We start from the raw sequence: 24,650 nt of genomic DNA on the forward strand, positions 1-24,650 counted from the left end.
ACAAGGAGTGGTGGGCGCGCCTCCGGTCGACCCTTCGGACGGGAGGTTATCTCCCCCGGCCCCATCCTCTCCGCACCCCCGGAAGCGCCGAACGTCCGGGGTTAGCCTGCTCCCTTCCGGGCCTGGGCCGGTTCCCCCGGCAAACACGGCGGACATCCCCTCCGGGAAGCCCGGCCGTGACCGCCGGCCCTCCGGGACGGAGATTCTACGAGGCCGGGGGCTTTCGCCTCCCGCCCTCCGGGCCTTCCTTCGGCTTCGGCCCCCGCATGACGACGGTTTCGGGTCACAGGGGACGCCGAGCCCCCCGGCCTAGCCCACCGTATGTTAATCTGTGCAAGTGGTATAAAACTTTAATTGCCTACATCTTCTCCCTCACCAGCTTTGCAAGAACCCTGCCCTCCTCAGTCAGCTCAACTCTGTCTCCAGCATACCTTATGCATGACCCCTTTTCGAGCGTGTCGAGGTGGTACTTCAGGACCTTCTCCCCAACGTTCAGTTTTGAGAGGAGCTCGTCAACGCTTTTGCTTCCCTCATCGAGCTCGAGGAGGATCTTCCTTCTTATCGAGTTGGCTATGGCCATCTTGAATCTCCTTCTGTACTCCTCGGCCTTTTCGGGTGAGTCTGCCGAGATCCATTCATCGAACTTCATATGATTGAGTTGGCTGAAACGGGGTTAAATGTTTGCCCCTAAGCTTTTCAGGTTGCGATGGTTTTTTATATTCTTGAGGCGTATAATATAATATGTCACGATACTATGAGCTAAGGGAACTCGAGTCCAAAGCTCCAAAGCTTTTCGGAATTCCGACCGGCACGAAGCTTGACGAGATGTTCTACAGGGTCGAGAGGGAGGGGGACAAGTACGTGAAAAAACCGCTTGGAGGAATCCCTCACCTCGCGGTGATGAACATAACCGGAGTCCCTGATACCGGCAAGAGCGTGTTTGCGGAACAGTTCGCCGTCACTCAGGCATCTCACGGGTATAAGGTTCTGTTTGTGACCGTTGAAAGTCCAGCGAACTTTCTCTACACCGCGTTGAAGCAGAAGGCCGAGGCGATGGGTGCTGACTTCTCGAAGGTTGAGGAGAATGTGGTCGTGATAGATGCTGCCGAGAGCGACGAGCTCAGGGAGAATGTGAAAGCATTACTCGACACGATGGCTTACGCCATAAAGGAGAAGAAGTGCACCAACGTAATCATAGACAGCATCACCGGCCTTTACGAGCACAAGGAGGTCATGGCGAGGCAGATCGTCAGGCAGGTGTTCAACTTCCTGAAGAAGTTCAGGCAGACCGGCATACTGATCTCCCAGAAGAGGTCAGCTCAAGCTTCCGAGTCTGCGGAGGCTGCCGGCGGACTGGCTGTGGCGCACATTGTGGATGGCACGATAGTTCTGGACAAGAAGCTGATAGAGTCGAGATGGGACGCGAACCTCTACGGACTCCCGCTCGGCGAGGTTCTCAGGACGATAAGAATCGACGGCTGCAGGATGACGGCCCACGACAGCAGGACGTGGGTGTTTGAGATAACCGATGCTGGCTTGATAGAGATTGTGGCACCTCTGAGTGAGTACATCAAGATGAGGTCAAGGGGGTGATGGAGGATGGAGGTTATCGCGAAGCCGAAGGGTGGAGATGTGGATAGGATGGCGGAGAAGGTGTTCATGAAGAGCATCGAGCTCCTCGGCGGGTTGAGGAGGCTCGTCGAGTACAGGAATCTAACGTGGCTTCCGTCGCTTGCTGAAGCAGCATACGTTGTGGTTCTGAAGAACGAGGCTCTCAAGACTTACTCCGAGATCGCGAGAGAGCTTGGCATAACTGAGAACACAGTGAAGAGCATAGCCACCGCAGACGAGGAGAAGGTTCTCGAGTACATAAGGGGCGAGCTGGAGGACAGACCGAAGGAGCACATTGCCGGCGGGATAGCCAAGCTCGCGTACAGGAAGCTCAAGGAGAGCGGAGCCCTCGACGAGGAAGAGGTTGAGATGGATCAGGACGTCATCGAGACTCTGGAGATCGCATGGGCAGTGCTTGTGCTCTCAAGGCTGAGGGGCATGCACTTCCCGGCCGGAAAGGATGAGCTGATGGAGAGGCTGAAGGGCATAGTGGTGAAGGAGAAGGGCAGGGAGTACAGGATCGAGGAGCTGCTGGAAAGGATAGAGTATCCGGTTAAAAGTCCGGCGGAGTTGCTTAGTGCGATAAAGCGGGCTGCGGCGTAACGGGTTTAGCAGCCTGCCTTGTCTTATTTTTCCATCGTATTTCATAATTTTTAAAGTTTCAAAACGCAAGCAGAAATGAATAACTAAAAATTCAGAAAATATTTAAAAATGGATATTTTGGTTTAGTTCACAGTCACTTGCGCGTCGAGTATGAAGTTGTTGCTCAGGGTGTGGAGAACTTTGACTCTGTATGTTCCTGGGTCAAAGTCACCAGTACCGTCTTCTTTGAAGACAATTATCTCTCCTGGAGCGAATACGACGTCAACTGCAGTAGAATTCGTTAAAACTCCCTGTGAGTCTGTGAACCCACTGCTCGAATACGTGAGTTCGCTGACCAAGTTATCTGAAGTGTCATAGACAAATATCTTGATCTCATCGAGTCTGATTTCCTCTCCTCCGTTGTGCACGATCTTAAACACGGTCTGGTTCTGATCTGTGGTGTCGAGTGTGTCTGAAGCGTCGCTAAGTGTCAGCTGTGCCTGTGGAGCACTCTTTGGCGCCTTGCTTCCGAGCCCGAAGACGAAGCTCGCAATCACTGCCGCCAGTATAACGGTTATGGCCACCATCAGGATCACGCCTATCACAGGCGATACACCTTTCTCGTCTCTAAACCACCTCATTCTCATCACCTCTTCTGCAAGTCATTATTACAACTAACATGTATTTAAGTTTTTCCCATTATTATGATTATCGTGTGACTCATGATGGGGTGTCAAAAAAGGTAAAATTATAAACTTTCATGAGAACCCTGTCCCAATGCTACCGGACGTTCAGCTCGCAAAGCCCGATGTGGAGATAGGTCTCAGCAGGGTCGGGGCCAAGGGCATAAGAAAGCTCGTTCAGGTTAAAAGAGAAGGGAAAAGGCCCGTCATACTCATCTCCACCTTCGACGTTTTTGTTGACCTCCCCTCGACAAGGAAGGGCGTGAACCTGAGCAGGAACTTCGAGGCGGTGGATGAGGTCATAGAGAACCTCACCCAGAACCCGGTGGAGAACATAGAGGACCTGAACATCAGGATAGTCAACGAGCTTCTTGACAGGCATGAGTACGCGACCAAGGCGGAGGTTCTGATGGAGGCCGAGTACATCCTGAAGAAGAAAACCCCTTTCTCAAAGCAGAAGACTCAGGAGGTCGTCAAGATATTCAGCGAGGCCAAAAAGTGGAGGGATGGCAGGCAGAAGGTGTTCGTCGGAGCGGAGGTTTACGGCATAACCGTGTGCCCGTGCGCTCAGGAGCTCATACGCGCCTATTCAGCGGAGCAGCTTGAAAAGGCCGGCTTCACCCCAGATCAGATATCCGAGATCATGCGCATCATCCCGTTCGCCTCCCACAACCAGCGCGGCAGGGGGTTCGTGAAGGTTGAGGTGAGGGAGGACTTCAAGCCGAGGATTGAGGATGTTATAGAGATCGCAAAGGCGGGGATGAGCTACGAGATCTACGAAATCCTCAAGAGGGGGGACGAGCTGGAGGTCGTCAAGAACGCTCACTTCAACCCCCGCTTTGTGGAAGACGCAGTGAGACTCATGGCGAAGTCGGCGGTTGAGAAATTCTCCGATGCTCCAGATGATGTGCTCATATACTTCAGGCAGACGAACGAAGAGAGCATACACCAGCACGATGTTGTTGCGGAGAGGAAAGCCACCATAGGTGAGCTCAGGGATGAGCTTGCCTCGAACGGCTAAGCTTCTCCTCCTCGCCACTCTCCTCATTCACCCCACCATCGCATGCCAGATTCTTGAGGTTCTGCCCAATCCCTACGGAGATGACGGCAGGGAGTACGTGAAGGTGTCCTGCGAAACGAACTGCACGCTGACGGATAGTGAGGACGAGTTCTCATTTGGCCCGGGCGTTCACTATGTGGCCAGAAATGCCACTGCCTTTGTGGACCACTACGGCTTTCCTCCGGATGCAGAGGGCATCAGGCTGTCCAACAGCGGTGAGGAGATAACCCTGAAGTGTGAAGATGGAGCAGACGTTTTCGACTACAGCTTTTTCACCGATGACGGCCTGATTTATTACCGAGAGGGTGGAAAGTGGGACTTCAGGTACGAGGACTGGTCATCCTTCCCGCCCGTCTCGGACAACGTGAGTGGCAGGATTGTGGTCACCCCTACAAGCTACGTGCTGAGGGGCGAGGGAATCGTAGCCTCCTACACAGTCACAAAGGACAACTTCGACGGGAGCTTCGAGTTTGCTGTTGACGCGAGCCCTGTTGGAGGGATCCCAGCTGAGGAGATGGTGCTGGCCAAGAAATACCGCTTTCACTTCCTCGAGGGCTCCTACAGGAACTTCCACTACAAGTTCGCGGTTCTTGGCAGTAACGTGGTGATAACAACCGAGAACTGGAAGTGGGACAACCGGGGGATAATCGTCGAATTCGAGAGCGAAAAGGTTGCTGAGCTGCTTAAAGAGGTCTTCGAACACGATCTGAAGTACGAGAGCAGTCCGGGGAAGGTGTCGGACGTAAAGGGTAGCTACAGGGAGGGGAGGGGCAGAGAGCTCGAGTTCTCTGGAAGGGTTGAGGTTCACGTTCTGCCTGACTCAAACCCCGTGTTCGGGTTCATCGAGAACTCCACGGACTTCCTCTACATCGCAGTTCCGTACATCAGCCTCGAGTGGTTCGACGACAGCTCTCCGCTCCTGAGCGCGATTCTGAACGCATCGAGGGGAGGTGTGGAGGTCAGGGTGATGCTGGCAGACTACGAGAGGAACAGAGATGCTGTCGAGTTCCTCAGCTCTCTTCCGGGAGTGGAGGCAAAGATGGTCAGGTCTCCGGAGTTCGACAAGCTGCATGCGAAGTACCTTGTGACGGACGGAAAGGTTCTGATCACCTCTGCCAACTTCAACAAGTACGGGCTGAAGCTGAACAGGGAAATAGCGGTGGTGATCGAGAGCGACGAGGTGAGCGGGTTCCTTAAGGACGTGTTTGAAGGGGACTGGGAGGGGAGGAGCGAGATCAGCCCGGCAATTTCCCTCACCCTCCTTGGAATTGCCCTCCTCGCTGGCTTCTACCTGCTGAGGCGCCTGAGCTGATCCCCTATCACTCCCTCAAGCTCCGGCGTTGATCTGAATCCTATGCCCACCTCTCCGACCTCTTCTCCGTCAATTCCGAACCTCTCCGCAAACGGCCTCAGCAGGTAAATTCCGTCCAGCCTCCCGAGCCTGAAGAGGTTCACGAGCTGAGCGTGGTTTTTGGCTAAGAAGTCCGCACTCACCCCGTATCCCGAGACGGCTCCGGTCTTGCCTTTTTTGCCCGCGAACACGAGCCCGAACTCGAACTCCCCGTCAGGGTAGAACACTCCATCTACGCTCTGCCTCGAGAACTCCAGAAGGGCAAGCTCCGGCGACATGTACATCCCCTTCACCTCTGCGTCGAGCTCAAGGAGGTCGAACACGTCTATGCCGGCAAAGGCGTAGTCGTAAACCTTGCCGAACAGCCTCACCTCCCTCTCGCTCCCCCTCTCTATGATCTCCTCTCCCTCCTCGATCTCCATGTAGCCCGAGGCCTCGCTCAGGCTCGTTATAGCTCCGGATCCCTTTTCTACGGGGTAAATCCTGTTCCCAACCACGAACACAGGCATCAGCTCCCTCCTGCCCTCCGAGTATATCCTCTTGGCCAGCCTGCCCCTCACGACTCTCCTCCTTATCCTGTAGCCGAGGCTCCTTGCTACTGCAGGGGCGACGAACTCGAGGAATATGGTGAGGCAGGACGTTGGAAATCCCGGCAGCCCGAAAACGGGCTTTTCATCAACTCTGGCGAAAAAGAACGGCTTGCCTGGCTTCACCCTGACGCCATGGAACACCATCTCCCCCTTCTCCTCAACAATTCTGTAAAGGATGTCCCCCTTTCCCGCCGAGGTCGAGCCAGAGGTGATGACTGCATCACACTCGCTTAAAGCCTTCTCCAGAATATCCTCCATCTCTTCTCTGTCATCCCTCGCGATTCCGTAAATAACCGGGGTTGCTCCAAGCTTTTTCAGCTCGGCATAGATTGTGTAGGTATTCACGTCGTAAATCTTCCCGGCCTCAAGCTCCTCTCCCGGCATGGTGAGCTCGTTTCCGGTGGAGATTATTCCGACCCTCATCTCCCTGACCTTCACCCTCCCGTATCCGGCCCCTGCGAGGAGCCCGAGCTTCAGCGTGTCTATTACCTCTCCAGCCCTAACCAGCACCTCACCCTCCTGCACATCCGAGCCGGCGCTCATCACGTTCTCCTTGGGCGAGACTCCCTTCTTCACCCACACAACGTTGCCCTCAACCCTCGCGTTCTCAACCATGACTACAGCATCAGCGTTCTCCGGCATCACCGCTCCGGTTGAAATCTCAACGGCCTGTCCACGCCCGATTTTCAGGGACGTGCCTTCTCCGGCATCAACCTTCCCAACAACCTCAAGCTTCACAGGGCTGGATTCACTTGCCAGCGACACATCCTCGCTGATCACAGCAAAGCCGTCTCTCGTGCTCCTCCTGAAGGGCGGGATGTTTATGGGGCTGAAAACGTCCTCCGCGCTAACCCTTCCAAGAGCTTCGGTGATCGCAACCTCCTTCACCGAGTAGCCAATTCTGACCTGCGAGAGAATCTCCTTGGCTGTCTCAGCCTCAATGAGCCTGCGCATGTTCTCATTTTGGCAGCACATTCTTTAAAGTGTCTTCGATAGTGCACCGGTTATGAAAGGCGCCCTGCAACTTCTCGAAACCGCGTCATATGATGGCGAGTCGAAAACGTGCTACAGTCCGGTTCGGATTTAATCGTTGTGGTGGGATGAAGAAAAGCAGGTTAATATCCGTGATCACCAGCTGAACTTTCCGAGCACCCTCCCGAGGAAGTTCCTGCTGTAGTCCACCCTGAGCTCATCGGGATCATCGCCCCGGACCTCTATGTTTTCCAGATCCACTCCGAACTCCTCGCTGGCCTTCCTTATGTATCCGATCTTCTCCGGCTCGAACCCCATGAGGTAGGAGGAGACGGCATCGACCTCTATGACGTTGTCCCCCGCCACCATCACGCCGTGATGCACAGGTGTGGTGCTGGACTCACTTCCCGCACCGCCAATGACCCCGTCAACAATCGTCAGGGCTGGGTTCAGGATGTGCAGCAAATCTACAAGCTTCTGGTGGATCTTGAGGTGCATGTACATCGCCGGCTTCTTCAGGAACCCCATGTTGTTCTTTATGCCGAGGGTCGTGACTGCGAGGGTGTGAACCTTCATCTTCGGGAGGCTGATGAAGGGGCTGTTCATCGCCTTCAAAATGTTTTTTCCGGCCTCGACCTCTTTCAGCGCCTTTCCGTTCACCTCCACCCTGACAAGCTCCTCGGTGTTGATGTTCACGCATTCCGCTAATTCCCTCAGCCCAAACTCGTCGAAGCATTTGTCAGCGCTGTCCCTGTAGAACCCGCCCTCGGCGACCACCACCTCATGCCCTCTTTCCCTGAGCACGTCAATGACTGCCTTAACAACCTCCGGGTGGGTTATGCAGCCACTCTCCGGGCTTTCGAACTGGAGGAAGTTGGGCTTCACCAGCACCTCGCTCTCGAGTTTAGGACTGAACAGCTCGAATGCCTCTCTCACGAACTCTCCGACCTTCTCGTAGCTCTCCACCCTTCTGAGCAGTATCATCGCTCAGAACCTCTCTAAATACTCCAGAACGCTTTCGAAGACCCTCAGTCCGTCACCCTCCTTCCTCTCCACCCTCGTCCAGTCCGCATGCTGCCACGGATGCACGACCCTCTCGGGGTGGGGCATGAGTCCGAAGACGTTTCCTTTTACATTGCATATCCCGGCTATGTTGGAGTAGCTGCCGTTGGGGTTCCACGGATAGCCGGAGTAATTCCCATCCGGATCCACGTACCTGAAGACTATCTGGTCGTTCTCCTCGAGCGTGTTCAGGTACTCCTCCTCCCTGCCAATGGGGAAGACCACCTTGCCCTCGGCGTGGGCGACGGGGAAGACCACAATCTCCTCTCTGCCATACTTCCTCGTGAAAACGCACTTGCCCGAGTTCTCATGCTTCAGGTAGCTGTGCCTGCACTCGAACCTGTTGGAGTTGTTTATCGCCAGAACCATCTCGGGCTTCTCAGCTATCGGCCTGTCCTCGTCGAAGCCGGGCAGAGCGCCAAGCTCGACAAGAACCTGAAAGCCGTTGCAGATGCCGAGAACTGGATATCCCTCCCTTATGAACATCTCGAGGTCGTGCCTGAGGAGGCTCTTAACCCTCGCCGAGAAAATCGCTCCGGCCCTCACGTAATCTCCAGCTGAAAAACCACCGGGGAAGACTATGCAGGAGTAGTCCCATATCGTCCTCGCCTCGCTGTCCTTTATCATGTCGCTGTAGAACTGCTTCAGGTGAACCGCCTCAGCATCAACGCCAAGCATCCTGAAGGCCTTCACAGTCTCGTCCTCGCAGTTCGTCCCCTCGATCCTCAGAACCGCAACCCTAATCTCGTCCCTGTCCATCCACATCACCCCACGTACCTGCTCATCCCGGTTCTCCACGCATTCTCGGCCCTCTCAAAATCGAGCCTCACGATGCCGAAGTTCAGCTCGTCACCACCCGTGCTTCCGATTACCCTCGCTTTGAGTCCGAGAGCGGTGATGAACTCTACGAAGCTCTCAGCCTGACTCTCCGCAACCTCGACCACCCACCTCGTGTTGCTCTCGCTGAACAGCTCCACGTAGTCGCTCAGCCCAACCTCAAAGCCCACCCTGCCCGCAAACGCCATTTCAGCCAGAGCCACGGCAACTCCGCCGGTTGAGACATCGTGGCATGCCAGCACCCTGAACCTCTCGAAAGCCTGAAGCATCGCGTCGCTGTACTTTTTGAGCCTCTCAGGATCGGTCCTCGGAACCCTGCTGCTCTCAAGCCCTGTAACCTTCGAGTAGATGCTTCCTCCAAACTCCGGCCGGGTTTCTCCAACGAGGACGATTGCAGAGCCGGATCTCTTGAAGTCCGCGGTGATCGCCTTCCTGACATCCTCCACTATCCCAACTCCTATGAGGGATGGTGTGGGGGCGATGCTTCCGTACGGCGTTTCGTTGTAGAGGCTCACGTTTCCGCTCACCACGGGAATCCCAAAGCCCTTGGACATCCAGCCCAGCGCCCTCACGCTTTCGACAAACTCACCCATCCTCTCGGGCTTTTCGGGGTTTCCGAAGTTGAGGCAGTCCACGAAGCTGTGGGGTCTGCTGTTCACCGCCACCAGATTCCTCACCATCTCGTCGAATGAGCTTGCGCTGCCCCAGTACGGGTCTATCCTCGTCATCCACGGGTTGACATCTGCAGTTATGGCCAGCCCCCTCCACGACTCCGTTGGCTTTATGACCGCGGCATCACCATGCCCCTCGTAGCCGGTAACACCCTGAAGGGGCTTCAGGATCGTGTTCGCCCTCACCTCATGATCGTACTGTCTTATCACCCACTCCTTGCTCGCCACGTTTGGATGGGAGAGCATCTTCAGGATCAGATCTTCATAATTGCCCACATCCCTGATCTCGTCCCTGTAAGTCTCTTCAGGCTTTCTGACCGTGTAGTTCCTGCAGTACTCCACCCCTCCCGATACAAACTCGATGTCCATGTCGTAAATGAGCCTGTCTCCGTAATACACCCTGAGCCTCTTGTCCCCGGTCGTGACACCTATGACTCTCGCGGTCACATCCCACTTGGAGAATATGTAGAGCACGTCGTCAACATGCTGGGGCTTGACTGAGAGGAGCATCCTCTCCTGACTCTCGCTCACCCAGATCTCCCAGGGCTTCATCCCCTCTTCCTTCAGGTGAACTTTATCGAGCCACACAACAGCACCGCAGTTTCCTGCCAGACTCATCTCTCCCACTGCGCCGCTCAGCCCTCCTCCGCCCAGATCCTTCATCCCTGAAACGAGCCCCTTCTCCACCGCCTCGAGGCACGCATGCATCAGCGGCTCCTTGGTTATCGGGTTGCCCAGCTGCACAGCGCTCCTCGACTCCTCCTCGCTGCTCTCGTCAAGCTCTGCAGAGGCGAATGTCACGCCGTGAATGCCGTCTCTTCCAGTTGCCCCTCCGGCGAGGATGATTATCTCTCCCTCTCCACCAACCCTGCTGGGAATTATCCTGTCCTTCCTCGCTATTCCCACACATCCCACGTTGACCAGACAGTTCGTGAGGTAGCTGTCGTCGAAGAAGACCATCCCTCCTACGGTCGGAATGCCCACCCTGTTGCCGTAGTCTCTTATGCCCGCAACAACTCCCGAGAGCAGGTAGAGCGGGTGCTTCGTCCCCCTCGGCAGCTCCTCGTGTTTTATGTCCGGATTCCCGAAGAACAGCGGGTCGATGAGTGCGAGCGGCTGAGCGCCCATGCACACCACGTCTCTCAAAATCCCCCCAATGCCCGTTGCGGCACCGCCGTACGGCTCTATGGCCGAGGGGTGGTTGTGGCTCTCGAACGCGATGACGTATGCGTGCTCATCATCAAATTCAACAACTCCTGCATCATCTGACGTGGAGATTACGTAGTCGGTTCTGAACCCCAGAAGGTACTTCTTCAGGTAGTACTTGGAGCTCTTGTAGCAGCAGTGCTCGCTCCACGCCTGCCCGAGAGACTGAAGCTCTATGTCTGTGGGGTTTCTGCCAGCCCTCCTGAAGTAGTCCTGTATCCTCTTCATCTCGTCGAGGTTGAGGGCGAGCCCCATCTCCTCGCTTATCCTGAGGAGATCCTCATCACCAGCGTTCAGAATGTCAACCTCGTAGACCTCCGGATTCGAGTAGAGAAGGCGGAACATCTCAATCAACCCACCTTATGGAATAATCCTGAATGACCGGATTTGCGAGCAGCTTCTCGCACATCTCCTCGATCATCTTCTCGGCATCCTCCCTGCTCTTGGCCTCGAGCTCTATCCTGAAGACCTTCACAGAAGAGACGCTCTTCACGTTCCTGAATCCGAGCAGGTTCAGTGCCTTCTTGGTCGCCTCACCCTCAGGATCCACAACACCCTTCTTAAGGCTTATGTAGACATCGGCGGTGAAGTTCATGGGCTTAGCTTGGGAGGAAAATATAAAAAATTAGCCTTTTGCCCTCTCCTCCATGAACTCCTCAATCCTCTCAACAGCTTTTTTCAGGTTCTCCATTGACGTGGCGTAGGAGAGTCTGAAGTAATCGTCAAATCCCGAGCCGAACGGCGTTCCGGGCGTTAGTGCAACACCCTTCTCCATCAGCAGCTCCTCCACGAAGCCCTCATACGCTTTCGCGAACACGTAAAACGCCCCCTCGGGGACAGCAAGATCAAAGTATTTTCCAAGTCTTCTGACAACAAAGTCCCTCCTTCTCCTGAACTCGTCCACCATGTCCCTGACAAACTCCCTGTCCTTTCCGTCTGCGAGGTACTCAGCAACAGCCTTCTGGGCAAAGGCAGGAGCGCAAACGCCGTTCACCTGATGAACCTTTAGCATCTGGTCGAGCAGGCCCTTCTCAGCGATGACGAAGCCTATCCTCCATCCGGTCATTGCAAGTGTCTTTGAGAACGCGTTTATCACCACGGCGTTCTCCTTTCCTGCAAGCGTTCCCGGCTTCTTGTCGTAGTAGATCCTGTCGTAGACCTCGTCGCTGATCACCACCGCACTGTGATCCTCAGCGATCTCGTAGACCTCGTCAATCTCCCTCTGCCCCATCACCGCACCGCTCGGGTTTGTTGGAAAGTTCAGGATGAGCGCTGAAACGCTGCTGTCCATTACCCCCTCAACAGCCTCGCTCTGAAGCAGGAAATTACTGTCAGAGGTGTTTACCTCCACCGGCCTTGCGGAGCAGAGCTTCACGTAGGTGAAGTAGGAGAGGAATGAGGGTGTGTGCAGCACAACTTTCGAGTTCTCCTCCATGAAGGCGAGGGAGGCGTTCAGCAGTGCCTCGCTTGCTCCAACAGTTATCATCACCTCACCGCTTTCAACCCCATACCTCTCGGCGATGACTTCTCTGAGCTCCTCGAGGCCCATGTTGGAGGTGTAGTGGGTGTAACCCTTGTTCATGTACTCGTATGCCAGCTCGATTATCTCCGGCGGGGTGTCGAAGTCGGGTTCTCCGATGCTCAGGTTGATTACCTCCCTGCCCTCCTTCTTGGCCCTCTCAACGATCTCGAACATCCTTCTGATCATTGACGTGGAGATCTCAGAGACCCTCCTCGCCGGCATGCTAATCCTCCAGCAGGTCTGTCAGATCAAACTCCTCCTCCTCGAACTCAAACTCCGTGAAGTCAAACTCCTCCTCTTCCTCGCCCTCCTCCTCAGCCTTCTCAATCTTCTCCATGACCTCCACGTCCTCCTTGACCGTCAGAAGCGCCTTCTTCACCATCTCCCTGTACTCGTTAAGATCCGGGTTGTAGATCTGCCACGCCAGCTCCACGTCCTCGCCCTCTCTTTTCTCCATTGCCTCTATTCTCTCAAGCGTCCTTTTCGCGGTCTCGAGAACCCAGTAGTCCCTCACGGCCAGATCCACCACAGCTATGCTCTCAGGCCTCAGGGAGACGAGCTTCCTGCTCGTGCCCTCGAAAACCCTCGTCTTTCCAACAACCGCAACGAGCTCCGGCACGTTTATCTCGCTGACGACCTCCAGTGCCTCAGGCTGAAACCTGCCGACGGTGGCGTAGAACGTTCCTGTCGGATCTGTGAGCCTTAGCCTCCAGAAGTTCGTGTCAGCGCCAATTTCCTCCTTGTCGAGCAGCACGGCCACGCTGAAGATCCTGTTGGCTCTCTCGCCTGTTGGAGTGAGAATGTACTTGGGCGAGTCCTCCTCCTGAATCTGGTACGTTGATCTGACGAGCTCGTATGCGAAAACCCTCTTCGCCACCTCTCTCTTCCGCATCATGACAATGCCTCCAGAATCTCCTCAAAATCCTCAACTTCCGGCCTGTGGAGGGAGATCTCCTTTACGAGCAGGTACCTTCCTCCCCTTATCCCCTTTACCCTGAAGTATCTCCCGAGCAGCTGTGACTTCAGCTCGGAAAGAACCGCGTTTCTGTCGAGGTTCTCCTGAGCGATCCTTATCGCCTCATCCAGCCCTATCCCCGTGAGCTCCCTTATGTTGTCCTCGTTCAGTATCACCTCGTAGACGTTCTCGCCGTCATCAAGAACCGCCTTTATCCTGAGGTCATCGTAGCCCTCAACCTTCCCGTGCTGCTGGCACACTCCCTTCACCAGAACCCTGTGGCACATGGGGCATCGCTTTATCAGGCCGCTGTTCTGCTGTATCGCGATGAGCGCGCCTATCACCTCGATCTCCCTCGGCGGGAGGGGGATGTCCTCGTCAACCTCCACTATCCTGCTCGTCCTCGTCACGTTGACTTGCATTCTCCCCTGAAAGCTGTCGGTTACGACGTTCTTGAACAGGTAGCTCTTCCCCTCCTCTACCTCAGGCATCTCGGCCTTTGCCCAGATCACGAACTTTATTATCCCGGTCTCGTCGCCAATAAGCCCAACCTGAGAGACGTTGGGCGAGTTCGAGTCCCAGAGCTGAACCACCTTTGCCTTCAGGCTCACCCACTGGTTGGGCTTCGTTATCTCCGAGATCTTTATGAGCGGGGACTCCCTCTCGAAGAGCTCCTCCCTCGAGACACCATACTCCCTGACGAGGTAATTCATTATCGTTCTGACAGCCTCACTCTCGGGAACCTTGAACTCCTCAACAAGGAGCTTCATCCTCTTGAGAATGTCTTCTCTCTTCACCTTGACGTTGCTGCCCTTTAACCTCTCCAGAATCTGGTCTGTAAGCTTTTCGGCTCGGCTCATTGAGAGTAGATTCCAGCACAACATGATAAGCTTTTCTCAAGTGAGGTGTTTATGTTGGATAAACAGGACGCGATCGACAACATTCCTGAAATCCTCTTCTGAAATTGAAAAAGCAGGTGGGAAAAAGTTAAAGAAGTTCTTGATTCATTAAGCTATGAGCTGAGATGGTTATGAAGCTCGATGATGTAGTTCAGAAAATCAGGGATAATGAAGGCATACTGAAAGAGAGGTTCAAGATCAAGAGTATTGGTCTTTTTGGCTCTCTCGCAAGAGGGGAAGAGGTAATCCACGACGTGGACATAATAGTGGAGTTCAGCGAGCCAATAGGGTGGGAAATTGTGGATTTGAAGGAGTTTCTTGAAGATCTGCTCGGAGTGAAAGTAGACATCCTCACAAAGAAAGCGGTTATGAGCAAACCCTTGCTCTGGAAGTCAATTGAAAAGGGGATAGTGTATGTCTGAGAGAAGCCCGAAGCTCTTCATTCAAGATATGCTCGAAGCAATTGAGAAGATGATCTCGATATTGTCTGGGTCATAATAAGGGAGCAGTTGCCAGAACTTAAGGATGTGCTTTTCAGGATGCTTGAAGAAATAGAGGATGACACACCCGATTCTGGTTAACAGATTTTGAAAAATCCGATTTTTGGGATGAGTTCCCTTGAAAGATGCAGTCCGGTCAAACATGTTATAAGCCCTTGCAGAAAACTTCTGGCATGCGCTCAATGTCATCTCTCGACATATCCATCGTTCTGCGAGAGATTGAGGAAGACGTTATCGGGGCGAGGGTGGACAAGGTTTACCACCACGTCCCGAACGAGATCAGGATAAAGCTCAGAGGGAAGGGCAGGATAGACCTCGTCATAGAGGCGGGAACGCGGTTTCACCCAACTCAGTTTCCAAAGGAGGCGCCCCGCTTCCCCTCCTCCTTTGCCATGCTGCTCAGAAAGCACCTCGAGAACGCGAGGTTAACGGCTGTGGAGCAGCACGACTTCGACAGGGTCGTGATCCTGACGTTCGAAAGGGAGGAGAGGAAGAGGGTTGTGGCCGAGCTGTTCTCAAAGGGGAACGTTATCCTCACAGACGAGAACTACAGAGTAATAATGCCGCTGAAGCATACAGTGAGGGTTGGCGAGACGTACAGGTTTCCGGAGAAGAGAGTCACGCCCCTCGACATTGAGAGCGCTGAAGACCTCAGAGGGATTCTGGACGACAGGGAGATTGTTAGGGTAATAGCGTCAAAGCTCGGAACCGGGGGGCTTTACGCCGAGGAGATCCTCCAGAGAGCCGGGGTTGACAAGAGCAAAAAAGCTGGTGAGCTTGAGGATGAGGAGCTCGAGAGAATCGTGAGAGAGATGAGGAGGCTATTCCAGCCTGAAGAGATAAGGCCGCACATAGTCCTCGAGAACGGGAAGTATCTGGACTACCAGCCCGTCGAGCTCCTGAAGTACTCTGGCTATGAGAAAAAGTACTTCGAGAAGTACTGGATGGCGATTGACAGCTTCTTTTCAGCAAAAACCGTCGAGAGGGTTGAGGAGAGAGAGAAGAAGAGTGAGGTTCTGGAGAGGTTGAACGCAAGGCTGAAGAGCCAGATAGAGGCAAAGGAGAGGTTTGAAAGGGAGATGGAGCTGAACAGGAGGATAGGTGACCTCATCTACGAGAACTACACAAAGATCGAGGCAATACACTCGGCCTTTCTGAAAGCGAGGGAGAGCAGGGGATGGGATGAAATTGAGAAGATCATCAGAGAGCAGCAGAGAGCCGGAAAGCTGAAAGAAGTTAAGGGCGTGGTTCCGAGGGAGAACGCTGTGGATGTGGAGGTGGACGGACACGTGATCAGGCTATGGCTGAACAGGTCAATCCCGGAGATTGCCGAAGAATACTACAGCAGGGCCAAGAGGTTCAGGGAGAAGCTTGAGGGAGTTCTTAAGGCCATTGAGAAGACCAAGGAGGAGCTGAAGAGGGCGGAAGAGGTGGAAGAGAGGAAGATGCTGTCCAGCATAAGGGTCGCGAGGAAGAGGGAGTGGTACGAGAGATACAGGTGGTACGTAACCTCGGAGGGATTTCTGGTAATAGGTGGCAGAAACGCGGAGATGAATGAAGAGGTCGTTTCGAAGCACATGGAGCGCAGAGATCTCTTCTTCCACACGGAGATGCCGGGGGGAAGCGCAACCATACTGAAGAACGGTCAGGAGGCGGGAGAGAGAAGCATCAGGGAGGCCGCGGAGTTTGCGGGCATATACTCCGCCCTCTGGAAGGAGGGCAAGCACAGCGGGGATGTATACTACGTCAAGCCCGAGCAGGTGAAGAGAGCCGCAAGGCCGGGAGAGTACCTGCCGAAGGGGAGCTTCTTCATAGAGGGTAAGAGAAACTACGTGACTGTCGAGATGAAAGCTGCAATCGGCGTGGATATATCCAACCTCAGGCTTCTGGGCGGGCCGGTTGAGGGTGTGAGGAAGCACTGCGACCACTACGTGGTGATAGAGATCGGAGATGTGGACTTCAACCAGTTCAGCATTCAGGTTGCGAAGAAGCTGGTTGAGGTTGCAGGGGATGAGGAGAAGCACATAGTCAGGAGCATAGCCACTCCAGACGAGGTTGCCAAGTTCCTGCCTCCGGGAAGGTCGAGGATCGTGGAGGCTAAATAGTTCGGGAAAATGATAATAATGTTTTCACGCAGATTTTCACTATGGAACCGGAACAGCCCAAGTTCAAGTCTGATTTGAAGCTCACGGTATTCTACCACGGTGAGTTCGGTGAGAGGTTCATCGCGAACCTCATGAACTACAGGAACTCCTGTCCATCCTTCGGCGCGTGCAGCATTGATGGCTGTGTGCAGTGCAAGGAGAATGTTTACAGCTTCTCGAAGAACATCGTCGCCACGTTCGGAATGATTGACCCGATGAACATGCCCGACTTTATTGAGGATGCAGACGAGTTCCTGCCCAAGGAGATTCCCAAGGCAGACATCGCGATAGCCATAAACCTCCACCCGGACATCCTCATCGCCCTTCCCGAAAAGCTTGCAGAGCTCGGCTACAAGGCATACATAGTACCCGTCGAGGAGCCGAGGTGGTGCAGCGCAGGACTTGCCAAGCAGATAAAGGAGAAATGCAACGAGCTGGGCCTCGAGTTTGCCGCCCCGAAGCCCTTCTGCATTCTCAGGGAGAGCCCGGAGCATCCAACCATAAACCGCTTCATCAGGGAGATGGGGCAGGGATATCCAAAGTTCGAGATTGAGGTCGAGGAGAACAACGGCAGGAAGAGGATAACGAGCGTCAGGATTATCAGAAGCCAGCCGTGCGGGTGTGCGTGGTATGTGGGAATAAAGCTCAGGGAGCTTGAATTCGAGACGATGAGAGAGCTATGGGACGTTGTGGCCGAAGCGCACCACAGCTACCCGTGCACGGGAAGTATGGAGAGGGACAACGAGTACAACGAGACGATCCTCCACATAGCTGGATATGCCGTGAGGCATGCGGTGAATCAGGCTCTCGGCTATGAAGGGGATGAGGACATCCCCGAGCACATCCACTGGATAATCTACGGGGATGGGAAGAAAAGTAAGGCAAACTATTAATCCTTTAAAATTTCACTCTTTTCATGCACGTGAACGTTGGCGGGGTTGAGGTTTACGTAGAGGGTGAGGGGGAGATTCTCTTCATCCACGGCGCTGGAATGAGCTCTGAGGTCTGGGAGAGGCAGCTTTCTGCCCTGAACGCGATGGCCGTTGACCTGCCAAACCACGGCAGGAGCGGGAAGATGAGCGTTGAGAGTGTGGGCGATTACGCTGAAGTCCTAATCGACCTCGTTGACGAGCTTGGCATCAACCCGGTGATAGCGGGACACTCGATGGGCGGGGCAATAGCTCAGGAGTACGTGCTGAAAGGTGGAAAGGCGAGAGGTTTGATCCTCATAGGCACCGGCCCGAAGCTGCCAGTAAATCCGAAGCTGCTGCAGGGGCTTGAGGAGAACTTCGAGGGGATGGTTGAGAAGCTCACCAAATGGCTTTTTGCCAAGGACTTTGAGGGCAAGAAGGCGAGAGAGAAGGCGAGGCAGATGATGCTCTCGGCCGGAAAGGAGCTGCTCATTCAGGATTTCAGACTGTGCGATGCCTTCAACATCGAAGACAAGTACAGGAAGGGAGAGGTGAGGATTGACGTACCTACGCTGATCGTGTGCGGGAACGCGGACGTAATGACCCCTCTCGAGTACTCGGAGTTTTTGCGGGAGCACATCCCCGGGTCGAAACTTGCAATCATCCACAACGCAGGCCACATGGTCATGGTGGAGAAGCCCGCGGAGTTCAACAAAATAGTAAAAGAGTTTTCAGACGGAATTGAGTGACCTGAGTTTCTCAAGCAGCTTTTTCTTTTTCTCGCAGTCAACAAGGCTGTGCTCGAGCACCTCGTCTATTCTCGAGACCGCGATTATCTCAATCCTGTTCTCGTGCTCGGAGTCGAGCAGGACGTCATCTATGTTGTCCTTGGGGATTATAACCTTCTTGAGACCGGCCTGAATCGCTGCCTCTATCTTCTGGGTCACACCTCCGACCGGGAGCACGTCTCCCTTTACCGACAGGCTGCCGGTCATGGCAACGCTCTGGTCGACCTCGATTCCCTCGAGAGCCGAGATGACCGCGGTTGCGATGCTTATGCTTGCCGAGTCTCCCTCTACGCCCTCGTAGGTTCCGACGAACTGTATGTGGACGTCGTAGTTGGACATGTCCTTTCCGATTATCTTCTTGACTATGGCGGAGACGTTTATCACCGCCTCCCTCGCGATCTCCTGCAGCCTTCCGGTGGCGATTATCCTGCCCTCCTCCTTGCTCATCGCCGGCGTTATCTCGGCAATTATCGGCAGAACTATTCCCGCAGACTCACCAATCACCGCGAGCCCGTTGACCCTGCCAACCGTCATGCCCTCGGTTATGAATAGCCTGTAGTCCTTTCTTCTCTCGATGTACTTGTCGGCCAGCTGCTCTTCAATGCTCTTCGCGATCTTCTTGGCCTTGAGCACGTGATCGACCGTAACGTACTCGCTGCCCTCGGAAATCGCTATGTCCCCTGCCGTTCTGATAATTCCGCCGAGCTCCCTCAGCCTGAGCGTCAGGTGTCCCCTCCTGCCAGCCCTCTTCTTCGCCTCCTTTATTATCTCCGCAACGGCATCTCTCGTGAAGTGGGGTATCTTGCCATCCCTCACGATCTCCTGAGCAACGAACCTGACGAGTTTCCTCCTGTTCTCCTCTGTGTCCTCCATCGTGTCGTTCATGTAGATCTCGTATCCGTAGCCCCTTATCCTGCTTCTCAGCGCAGGATGCATTCCGTAGAGGGCGTCGAGGTTTCCTGCCGCGACGAGTATGAAGTCACACGGCACGGGTTCAGTCCTGACCATCGCACCGCTGCTCCTCTCACTCTGGCCTGTGATCGGGAACCTCTTCTCCTGCAGCGCGGTCAGGAGCTTCTGCTGGGACTCTATCGTGAGCGTGTTTATCTCGTCGATGTACAGCACACCCTTGTGGGCCCTGTGGATGGCCCCAGCCTCGACTCTTTCATGGGCAGGGGTCTCAAGCCCGCCAGACTGGAAGGGGTCGTGCCTGACGTCTCCAAAGAGCGCACCGGCATGAGCACCGGTTGCATCCTCAAATGGGGCAGTCTCCCGGCCAGCGTTGTTGACGAGCAGCTTGGGGACGTTCTTCTCCTCCCTCGGCAGCATGTAGCGGGCCAGCATGAATATCATCACTGCAGCAATGATGCCCCAGAGGATCTGGTTCTGGAGGAATGAGTAGGCGATGATGAAGAACACGAGGGTGAAGAGGAACATGTTTCTTGCCTGTTCCTTCTTCATTGCCTCCTGCTTGTAAGCGTCCACGATCTCCTTTCCCTTCCCGGCTGGAACTGTCCTGATTCTGGGCTGGTTTGGATCCTCCGGGTTCGGGTACACAAGGATGTCCTCGAGCTCCTCCTTTGGCAGGAGTTCTGCCATCGCCTTGGCGAGCATCGACTTTCCGGTACCGGGTGAACCGATGAGCATCACGTGCCTTTTCTGCACGGCGGCCTTCCTGATAGCCTCTACAGCGTGATCCTGCCCTATGATCTGATCGATAAGGCGCTCCGGGACCTTTATCTCCTTGGTCGTCTCGAATTTCAGGTTGCCGACAAGCTCATCAACGCTTTCCACCATTTGCTTCAAAGTAGTCGGGAGGGTATTTAAATAATTAACCAAGTTTTTAGATATCACGTATGTCTTCCAATCGAAGCTCGGTTTTGATTCTCCTGTAAAACTCCTCGAGAAACCTGTGCCTCTCCGCGGCAATTTTCCTTCCCGTTTCTGTGTGCATCATGCTCTGGAGCCTCAGCAGCTTCTCTTCAAAGTGCCTGAGCGTGTCCTCTATGCTTCTGCCCCTCTCCCCTGAATACATGAAAACCCTCGCAACACCTATCGCCCCCATTGCGTCGAGCTTGTCCGCGTCGCTCAAAATCTTCGCCTCAAGTGTTCTGGGCTCTATTCCAGACGAGAACGAGTGGGCTTCGATGCAGTGACATACCTCTTCGATGAACTTCTCGTCATGCCCCTTTTCCATCAGGATTTTCCTTGCCACCTCCGCTCCCCTGATCGCGTGATTGTCCTCGTCTCTCGCAACATCGTGAAGCTCCGCTGCAGTCCTTATGACCTCCAGATCCCCACCCTCTCGCTCGGCTATGAAAAGGGCGAGTCTTTTGACCCTCTCGACGTGATCGCTGTCGTGGGGCATCCGATCACCGCAGAGATGTGTGACAGTCGCCCTAAAAACTTTGCCACCCACATCTCCTCTCCATTAAACCACACCCAACCCTCCCACAAGATTTTTAAACAGAATTTTTGTCTGAGGTGATTGAAATCCCGCCTTAGCTCAGTGGTAGAGCGCGGGACTGTAGTCTGCCCTGCCCCTGCAGGGGGGCAGTGATCCCGTGGTCCCCGGTTCAAATCCGGGAGGCGGGACCATTTACTTTTGGTTCCCTCCTCTCCCCTCTTTTTGCTCACTCGTGTTGGTTGCTCTGTTACCACAAAACTTAATATCCTCTCAGATTCACCTCAGTTGGAGAGACGTGCGGGCTGGAAGCGGGGGTTGCCGAGCGGTCAAAGGCGCGGGATTTAGGGTCCCGTGGCGCAGGCCTTCGTGGGTTCGAATCCCACCCCCCGCATGCTCAACATTCCGGAACCTTAATTTAAAGGTGGAGCATAAAACATCATGTGACATCCAGTGACAGGAAAAAAGTTGATGGGAAACTCGTCCCGGATGATGCGGACGAGCTGCTCGACAAACTTGCCGAGGCTCAGCTGAGGGCAGATTACAGGAGAAGCCTTGGAAGGGAGTACGCGAGGAGGAGTTGGGACATAGAGATCAAGAAAATTTTCAGGAAAAAGGAGGACTAATCCTCTCTCTTTCTGAGCACCCTGTACTGCCTGGCCTTTCTGAGTGCCATGTCCCTGTCCCTGCTGTGGACGAAGTGGATGTGAACGGGATGCTGCTTTGTGAGACCCTCTTTCAGCTCCGCAACAACCCTGTCTTTCTCCTCACGGCTCGGCAGGTTCTCGGTCAGCACCAGCAGATCCACGTCGCTGGCCTTGTGAATCTCGTTCCTTGCGACGCTCCCGACGAGGTAAACTTCAGCATCCTCAAACTTCTCCGCCACCCTGTCCACAACCCTCCCGATCCAGCTCTCCCAGTTTCTGATGTTTTCCTCCCTCTCTCTGAGGCGGTCGTCCACGTACTTCTCAATCTTCCTGCCCGTCAGCGATCTGTACGCGAACTCAACGGCAAAGGATGCGGCTATCAGTGTCGCAAGCACCTCTAGGTTTCTCGGGGAGAGCTCAATCATTCTGTAAAGCAGAATCAGCAGGGCCGCGAGGTTCACGGCCAGAAAGACGATCAGAAAGCCGCCACTTCCTGCTGTGGATATCGACTCGAGGCTTGCAGTGTTGGCGAGGATTGCCGAAAACACGCCTATCAGTATCAGCCCCTCGAAAGCCTCCTTCCACACCCTCTTCTCCACAACCTTTGGAAGCTGACCGTACTTCGCAACCATGTAGCTCGCTCTCGCGGTTCCGTATAGTGTCGCGTTTATCGCGGAGCTCGTTGAGGCGAGGGCGGCGAGGGTGACGAGCCAGAATCCGAGGTTTCCGAGAGTCGGCTTGGCAACCGCAGAGAGCGCGTAGTCCCTCTCCCTGATTATCACGTCGAATGGCAGCGTTCCAACGGTTACCAGAGCGATCATGACGTAGACTGCTATCACGACAATTACGGCAGAAAAGAAGACTTTCGGTAGCATTGACGGGTTTTCAACGTCCTGTGCCGTGTTCGCTATAAGCTCAAAGCCCTCATATGCGAGAAAGATTATCATGCCTCCCGCGACAATCGTGATTCCGTCCGGCCAAGTCGCGGGAGACAGCCTGCTCCAGTCGATGAACATCATTCCAGAGCCGGCTACGAGAAGGAGAACCGCAAGCTTAAACCCCACGAGCGCGTCCTCGGTTTTCCCGCTGACAACCGCGCCATATGCGTTGACTATTATGAACGCGAGTATCACGGCAGTGATTAGGGCGTGCTTAACCACCGGGCTGGATGAGATGACGCTCGCAGCGTAGCTCCCAAAAGCGTAGGCGTAGAGGGCTATCATGACTATGTAGCTCGCGAGCAGCAGGACGTTCAGGCCTCCCGACAGCACGCTCGAGCCGTACGCCCTGACGAGGTACTCGATTGTTCCCCCCTCGCTCGGATACCTCACCGACAGCCTTGCGTATGAATATGCCGTCGTAAGAGCCACGAGGCCTGCGAGAAGAAACGCTACCGGAGCAGCACCCTTGGAAAGTTCTATGCTCAGTCCGAGAACAGCAAAAATCCCTCCTCCAATCATCCCCCCAACGCCTATGCTGAATGCCTCCCAGAAGCTTATCCTCTCACGCTTTGCCATCCAGCTTAGGCTGCCAGAATAGTTTATTAGTTTTTCCGGAGTGCGGGGGGTGGGATTCGAACCCACGAACCCCTACGGGAGTGGATCTTGAGTCCACCGCCTTTGGCCTGGCTCGGCAACCCCCGCGTTACAATTATCAGGTCTTAAATCTGGTTTATGAAGTTTGTGGTGTGAAAATGGAGGTCTCAGGGCTCTTCATTTTGCCCTGCCTTCGAAAACCTCGTTTATCGTCTTTATGGCACACAGGTCGCCGCACATGGAGCAAGTCTCTCCCTTGGACTCCCTTCTCGCGTGGATCTCCATAGCCCTTTCTGGATTGACCGAGAGCCTGAACTGCGTCTCCCAGTCCAGCCTCTTCCGTGCGAGGCTCATCTCGTAGTCCACCTTCCTCGCTCTCTCCCGCTGCCCCTCCTTTACGAGGTCTATTGCATGGGCTGCAATCTTGGACGCTATCAACCCTTCAATCACGTCTTCGACAGTTGGTAGCGCAAGGTGCTCAGCGGGAGTGACATAGCATATGAAGTCAGCCCCGTGCATCCCCGCAATAGCCGCGCCTATCGCCCCGGCTATGTGGTCGTATCCAGCAGCAATGTCTGTGACGAGAGGGCCGAGCAGGTAGAGCGGAGCCTCGTTTGTGGCATACTTCATGGCCTTAACGCTCGTCTCTATCTCGTCTATCGGCACGTGTCCGGGCCCCTCGACCATCGCCTGAACCCCTGCCTTTCTGCACTCCTCGACGAGCTCTCCGAGAATTATGAACTCGGTGAACTTCACCCTGTCGCTCGCGTCGTGGATGCACCCGGGCCTGAAGGCGTCGCCTAAGCTGACAGTCACGTCATACTCCCTCAGTATTTCGAGGAGGTAGTCGAAGTCCCTGTAGTATGGGTTCTCAGCGTCATTGTGCTTCATCCACGCGATGGTGAGAGATCCACCCCTGCTCACAACACCGAGGAGTCTGTCGCTTTTCTCCAACCTCTCAACAGTCACTCGATTGACCCCGGCGTGTATGGTCATGAAGTCCACTCCGTCCTTCGCATGCTTCTCCACAACCCTGAAGAAGTCGTCCTCGTCGGCATCGTATATGCTCTTCTCCCTCGCCAGCTGGTAGATCGGCACGGTGCCGAACGGAACCTCAACGACCTCCATCATCCTCTTCCTTATGTAGTCCAGATCTCCACCGCTGCTCAGATCCATTATCGCATCCGCACCGTACTTCTGCGCGACCCTCGCCTTCTCCAGCTCCTCCTCAAGGTTGACGTAGTCTGCGGACGTGCCAACGTTGGCGTTTATCTTTGTGGACATCATCTTGCCTATGGCCCTCGGTCTGAATGAGTCGTCTTTCAAAATGTTCCGGGGAACCACAACCTTTCCATCAGCGATGAGCCTGAGGATTTTGCTTAACTCAACACCCTCGTATCTCTCAACTTCTTTCAACCATTCGGGATGGCTGCCCTTCCTTGCCATCTCGACGAGAGTTTCCATAATTCAACGAAGTTTGAGGGAGAATAAAAATGCTTTGCAAAAATGAAGGCTGGAGAAAAGCTACCACTCCACGCTTATCGCGTTGTTTGGACAAGCCCTCACGCAGGCTCCGCACTCCATGCAAGCGTCCTCGTCAACAACAGCCACTCCACCGTTGAGCGAGATCGCGTCACCCTTACACGCCTCAATGCACGCTCCGCACCCATCACACTTCGAAGCATCAATTACCGCTGGCATAACAGTCGCTTTACAGCAG

At 54.6% G+C, this 24,650-nt stretch carries 24 protein-coding genes, 3 tRNA genes and 1 other RNA gene; 11 read left to right on the top strand and 17 right to left on the bottom strand.

Going from position 1 to position 24,650, the window contains the following annotated elements; all coding sequences use genetic code 11:
- Positions 1-8: 8 nt before the first annotated feature.
- Both ffs and GAH_RS05925 read right to left on the bottom strand, forming a co-directional pair.
- Positions 9-320, bottom strand: an RNA gene (ffs, locus tag GAH_RS10560) — signal recognition particle sRNA.
- A 38-nt stretch (positions 321-358) separates the two neighbouring features.
- Entirely contained in the window at positions 359-649 is a 291-nt protein-coding gene (locus GAH_RS05925; protein WP_048095313.1) for an ArsR family transcriptional regulator, read from the bottom strand.
- Positions 650-741: 92 nt separating this feature from the next.
- Here GAH_RS05925 and GAH_RS05930 point away from each other — a divergent pair, with 92 nt between their 5' ends.
- Positions 742-1,593, top strand: coding sequence for a KaiC domain-containing protein (locus GAH_RS05930; RefSeq protein ID WP_048095315.1), 852 nt, complete (start codon positions 742-744; stop codon positions 1,591-1,593).
- A gap of 6 nt (positions 1,594-1,599) precedes the next feature.
- Complete coding sequence (locus GAH_RS05935; RefSeq protein ID WP_048095317.1) at positions 1,600-2,214, top strand: KaiC associated regulatory domain-containing protein; 615 nt, start codon at positions 1,600-1,602, stop codon at positions 2,212-2,214.
- 122 nt (positions 2,215-2,336) lie between these two features.
- Here the strand turns inward: GAH_RS05935 and GAH_RS10355 are convergent, their stop codons facing one another.
- The gene (locus GAH_RS10355) at positions 2,337-2,834 is read right to left on the bottom strand and encodes a type IV pilin (protein ID WP_052747781.1); all 498 of its coding nucleotides are present in this window, start codon (positions 2,832-2,834) and stop codon (positions 2,337-2,339) included.
- Positions 2,835-2,970: 136 nt separating this feature from the next.
- Between GAH_RS10355 and mptA the strand changes: the two genes are divergently transcribed.
- Positions 2,971-3,897, top strand: coding sequence for a GTP cyclohydrolase MptA (gene mptA, locus GAH_RS05945; protein ID WP_048095319.1), 927 nt, complete (start codon positions 2,971-2,973; stop codon positions 3,895-3,897).
- On the top strand, positions 3,875-5,248 hold the full coding sequence (locus tag GAH_RS05950; RefSeq protein WP_048095320.1) for a phospholipase D-like domain-containing protein: 1,374 nt from the start codon (positions 3,875-3,877) through the stop codon (positions 5,246-5,248). Before mptA ends, GAH_RS05950 begins: the two co-directional genes overlap by 23 nt.
- Here the strand turns inward: GAH_RS05950 and GAH_RS05955 are convergent.
- From GAH_RS05955 to GAH_RS05990, 8 genes are all read right to left on the bottom strand, one after another.
- Positions 5,224-6,831 carry a molybdenum cofactor synthesis domain-containing protein gene (locus GAH_RS05955; RefSeq protein ID WP_052747782.1) on the bottom strand — a complete coding sequence of 536 codons (1,608 nt, stop codon included), beginning with the start codon at positions 6,829-6,831 and terminating at the stop codon, positions 5,224-5,226. The genes GAH_RS05950 and GAH_RS05955 overlap by 25 nt on opposite strands.
- 174 nt (positions 6,832-7,005) lie before the next feature.
- A complete protein-coding gene (locus GAH_RS05960) occupies positions 7,006-7,833 on the bottom strand; it encodes a DUF362 domain-containing protein (protein WP_048095322.1) in 828 nt (275 codons plus the stop codon).
- A 3-nt stretch (positions 7,834-7,836) separates the two neighbouring features.
- A complete protein-coding gene (gene purQ, locus GAH_RS05965; protein ID WP_084632415.1) occupies positions 7,837-8,670 on the bottom strand; it encodes a phosphoribosylformylglycinamidine synthase subunit PurQ in 834 nt (277 codons plus the stop codon).
- 5 nt (positions 8,671-8,675) lie between these two features.
- Positions 8,676-10,970, bottom strand: a complete 2,295-nt coding sequence (purL, locus tag GAH_RS05970) for a phosphoribosylformylglycinamidine synthase subunit PurL (protein WP_048095324.1) — start codon at positions 10,968-10,970, stop codon at positions 8,676-8,678.
- Position 10,971: 1 nt separating this feature from the next.
- Positions 10,972-11,220 carry a phosphoribosylformylglycinamidine synthase subunit PurS gene (gene purS, locus GAH_RS05975; RefSeq protein WP_048095326.1) on the bottom strand — a complete coding sequence of 83 codons (249 nt, stop codon included), beginning with the start codon at positions 11,218-11,220 and terminating at the stop codon, positions 10,972-10,974.
- A gap of 30 nt (positions 11,221-11,250) precedes the next feature.
- Complete coding sequence (locus GAH_RS05980) at positions 11,251-12,369, bottom strand: pyridoxal phosphate-dependent aminotransferase (protein WP_048095327.1); 1,119 nt, start codon at positions 12,367-12,369, stop codon at positions 11,251-11,253.
- A gap of 1 nt (position 12,370) precedes the next feature.
- Entirely contained in the window at positions 12,371-13,042 is a 672-nt protein-coding gene (locus GAH_RS05985) for a hypothetical protein (protein WP_048095328.1), read from the bottom strand.
- Complete coding sequence (locus GAH_RS05990; protein ID WP_048095330.1) at positions 13,039-13,962, bottom strand: replication protein A; 924 nt, start codon at positions 13,960-13,962, stop codon at positions 13,039-13,041. The genes GAH_RS05985 and GAH_RS05990 overlap by 4 nt, the downstream gene beginning before the upstream one ends.
- 164 nt (positions 13,963-14,126) lie before the next feature.
- Here GAH_RS05990 and GAH_RS05995 point away from each other — a divergent pair, with 164 nt between their 5' ends.
- The 4 genes from GAH_RS05995 to GAH_RS06015 all read left to right on the top strand — a co-directional run bounded on the left by GAH_RS05995 (position 14,127) and on the right by GAH_RS06015 (position 18,305).
- Complete coding sequence (locus GAH_RS05995; RefSeq protein ID WP_084632311.1) at positions 14,127-14,423, top strand: nucleotidyltransferase family protein; 297 nt, start codon at positions 14,127-14,129, stop codon at positions 14,421-14,423.
- Between the two features lie 251 nt (positions 14,424-14,674).
- The gene (gene rqcH, locus GAH_RS06005; RefSeq protein ID WP_048095333.1) at positions 14,675-16,606 is read left to right on the top strand and encodes a ribosome rescue protein RqcH; all 1,932 of its coding nucleotides are present in this window, start codon (positions 14,675-14,677) and stop codon (positions 16,604-16,606) included.
- 41 nt (positions 16,607-16,647) lie between these two features.
- Entirely contained in the window at positions 16,648-17,538 is an 891-nt protein-coding gene (locus GAH_RS06010) for a DUF166 domain-containing protein (protein WP_052747783.1), read from the top strand.
- A 23-nt stretch (positions 17,539-17,561) separates the two neighbouring features.
- Positions 17,562-18,305, top strand: coding sequence for an alpha/beta fold hydrolase (locus GAH_RS06015; RefSeq protein ID WP_048095336.1), 744 nt, complete (start codon positions 17,562-17,564; stop codon positions 18,303-18,305).
- Here the strand turns inward: GAH_RS06015 and lonB are convergent.
- Positions 18,288-20,141 (bottom strand): ATP-dependent protease LonB, encoded by a 1,854-nt coding sequence (gene lonB, locus GAH_RS06020; RefSeq protein ID WP_048095337.1) that lies wholly within the window; start codon positions 20,139-20,141, stop codon positions 18,288-18,290. The genes GAH_RS06015 and lonB overlap by 18 nt on opposite strands.
- Before the next feature lie 46 nt (positions 20,142-20,187).
- Positions 20,188-20,712, bottom strand: a complete 525-nt coding sequence (locus GAH_RS06025) for an HD domain-containing protein (protein ID WP_048095339.1) — start codon at positions 20,710-20,712, stop codon at positions 20,188-20,190.
- A gap of 127 nt (positions 20,713-20,839) precedes the next feature.
- Here GAH_RS06025 and GAH_RS06030 point away from each other — a divergent pair.
- The 3 genes from GAH_RS06030 (at position 20,840) to GAH_RS06040 (ending at position 21,374) form a co-directional block, all read left to right on the top strand.
- Positions 20,840-20,942: transfer RNA gene (locus GAH_RS06030), tRNA-Tyr, on the top strand.
- Positions 20,943-21,059: 117 nt separating this feature from the next.
- Positions 21,060-21,142 (top strand) — tRNA-Leu (locus tag GAH_RS06035).
- A 49-nt stretch (positions 21,143-21,191) separates the two neighbouring features.
- Entirely contained in the window at positions 21,192-21,374 is a 183-nt protein-coding gene (locus tag GAH_RS06040; RefSeq protein WP_048095340.1) for a hypothetical protein, read from the top strand.
- On the opposite strand, the gene GAH_RS06045 is transcribed toward GAH_RS06040, so the two are convergent.
- From GAH_RS06045 to GAH_RS06060, 4 genes are all read right to left on the bottom strand, one after another.
- Positions 21,371-22,912 carry an amino acid permease gene (locus tag GAH_RS06045; protein ID WP_048095343.1) on the bottom strand — a complete coding sequence of 514 codons (1,542 nt, stop codon included), beginning with the start codon at positions 22,910-22,912 and terminating at the stop codon, positions 21,371-21,373. The two genes, GAH_RS06040 and GAH_RS06045, sit on opposite strands and share 4 nt — an antisense overlap.
- A gap of 41 nt (positions 22,913-22,953) precedes the next feature.
- Positions 22,954-23,038, bottom strand: a tRNA-Leu gene (locus GAH_RS06050).
- Positions 23,039-23,107: 69 nt separating this feature from the next.
- Positions 23,108-24,394, bottom strand: coding sequence for a phosphomethylpyrimidine synthase (gene thiC / locus GAH_RS06055; RefSeq protein ID WP_048095345.1), 1,287 nt, complete (start codon positions 24,392-24,394; stop codon positions 23,108-23,110).
- 60 nt (positions 24,395-24,454) lie between these two features.
- Positions 24,455-24,631, bottom strand: coding sequence for an indolepyruvate ferredoxin oxidoreductase subunit alpha (locus tag GAH_RS06060; RefSeq protein ID WP_048095347.1), 177 nt, complete (start codon positions 24,629-24,631; stop codon positions 24,455-24,457).
- Positions 24,632-24,650: the final 19 nt, after the last annotated feature.

It is taken from the genome of Geoglobus ahangari, assembly GCF_001006045.1.
Taxonomy (GTDB): domain Archaea; phylum Halobacteriota; class Archaeoglobi; order Archaeoglobales; family Archaeoglobaceae; genus Geoglobus; species Geoglobus ahangari.

What these genes read in the sequence shown, in the direction of transcription:
- purS (WP_048095326.1), bottom strand. Translation starts at nt 11,220, where the DNA reads ATGAACTTCACCGCCGATGTCTACATAAGCCTTAAGAAGGGTGTTGTG.
- GAH_RS06060 (WP_048095347.1), bottom strand. Translation starts at nt 24,631, where the DNA reads ATGCCAGCGGTAATTGATGCTTCGAAGTGTGATGGGTGCGGAGCGTGC.
- lonB (WP_048095337.1), bottom strand. Translation starts at nt 20,141, where the DNA reads ATGGTGGAAAGCGTTGATGAGCTTGTCGGCAACCTGAAATTCGAGACG.
- GAH_RS06015 (WP_048095336.1), top strand. Translation starts at nt 17,562, where the DNA reads ATGCACGTGAACGTTGGCGGGGTTGAGGTTTACGTAGAGGGTGAGGGG.
- GAH_RS05925 (WP_048095313.1), bottom strand. Translation starts at nt 649, where the DNA reads ATGAAGTTCGATGAATGGATCTCGGCAGACTCACCCGAAAAGGCCGAG.
- thiC (WP_048095345.1), bottom strand. Translation starts at nt 24,394, where the DNA reads ATGGAAACTCTCGTCGAGATGGCAAGGAAGGGCAGCCATCCCGAATGG.
- rqcH (WP_048095333.1), top strand. Translation starts at nt 14,675, where the DNA reads ATGCGCTCAATGTCATCTCTCGACATATCCATCGTTCTGCGAGAGATT.
- GAH_RS06010 (WP_052747783.1), top strand. Translation starts at nt 16,648, where the DNA reads ATGGAACCGGAACAGCCCAAGTTCAAGTCTGATTTGAAGCTCACGGTA.
- GAH_RS05960 (WP_048095322.1), bottom strand. Translation starts at nt 7,833, where the DNA reads ATGATACTGCTCAGAAGGGTGGAGAGCTACGAGAAGGTCGGAGAGTTC.
- purQ (WP_084632415.1), bottom strand. Translation starts at nt 8,670, where the DNA reads ATGGACAGGGACGAGATTAGGGTTGCGGTTCTGAGGATCGAGGGGACG.
- GAH_RS05985 (WP_048095328.1), bottom strand. Translation starts at nt 13,042, where the DNA reads ATGATGCGGAAGAGAGAGGTGGCGAAGAGGGTTTTCGCATACGAGCTC.
- GAH_RS05955 (WP_052747782.1), bottom strand. Translation starts at nt 6,831, where the DNA reads ATGCGCAGGCTCATTGAGGCTGAGACAGCCAAGGAGATTCTCTCGCAG.
- mptA (WP_048095319.1), top strand. Translation starts at nt 2,971, where the DNA reads ATGCTACCGGACGTTCAGCTCGCAAAGCCCGATGTGGAGATAGGTCTC.
- GAH_RS05950 (WP_048095320.1), top strand. Translation starts at nt 3,875, where the DNA reads ATGAGCTTGCCTCGAACGGCTAAGCTTCTCCTCCTCGCCACTCTCCTC.
- GAH_RS05980 (WP_048095327.1), bottom strand. Translation starts at nt 12,369, where the DNA reads ATGCCGGCGAGGAGGGTCTCTGAGATCTCCACGTCAATGATCAGAAGG.
- purL (WP_048095324.1), bottom strand. Translation starts at nt 10,970, where the DNA reads ATGTTCCGCCTTCTCTACTCGAATCCGGAGGTCTACGAGGTTGACATT.
- GAH_RS05935 (WP_048095317.1), top strand. Translation starts at nt 1,600, where the DNA reads ATGGAGGTTATCGCGAAGCCGAAGGGTGGAGATGTGGATAGGATGGCG.
- GAH_RS06025 (WP_048095339.1), bottom strand. Translation starts at nt 20,712, where the DNA reads ATGCCCCACGACAGCGATCACGTCGAGAGGGTCAAAAGACTCGCCCTT.
- GAH_RS10355 (WP_052747781.1), bottom strand. Translation starts at nt 2,834, where the DNA reads ATGAGGTGGTTTAGAGACGAGAAAGGTGTATCGCCTGTGATAGGCGTG.
- GAH_RS05930 (WP_048095315.1), top strand. Translation starts at nt 742, where the DNA reads ATGTCACGATACTATGAGCTAAGGGAACTCGAGTCCAAAGCTCCAAAG.
- GAH_RS05995 (WP_084632311.1), top strand. Translation starts at nt 14,127, where the DNA reads ATGGTTATGAAGCTCGATGATGTAGTTCAGAAAATCAGGGATAATGAA.
- GAH_RS06045 (WP_048095343.1), bottom strand. Translation starts at nt 22,912, where the DNA reads ATGGCAAAGCGTGAGAGGATAAGCTTCTGGGAGGCATTCAGCATAGGC.
- GAH_RS05990 (WP_048095330.1), bottom strand. Translation starts at nt 13,962, where the DNA reads ATGAGCCGAGCCGAAAAGCTTACAGACCAGATTCTGGAGAGGTTAAAG.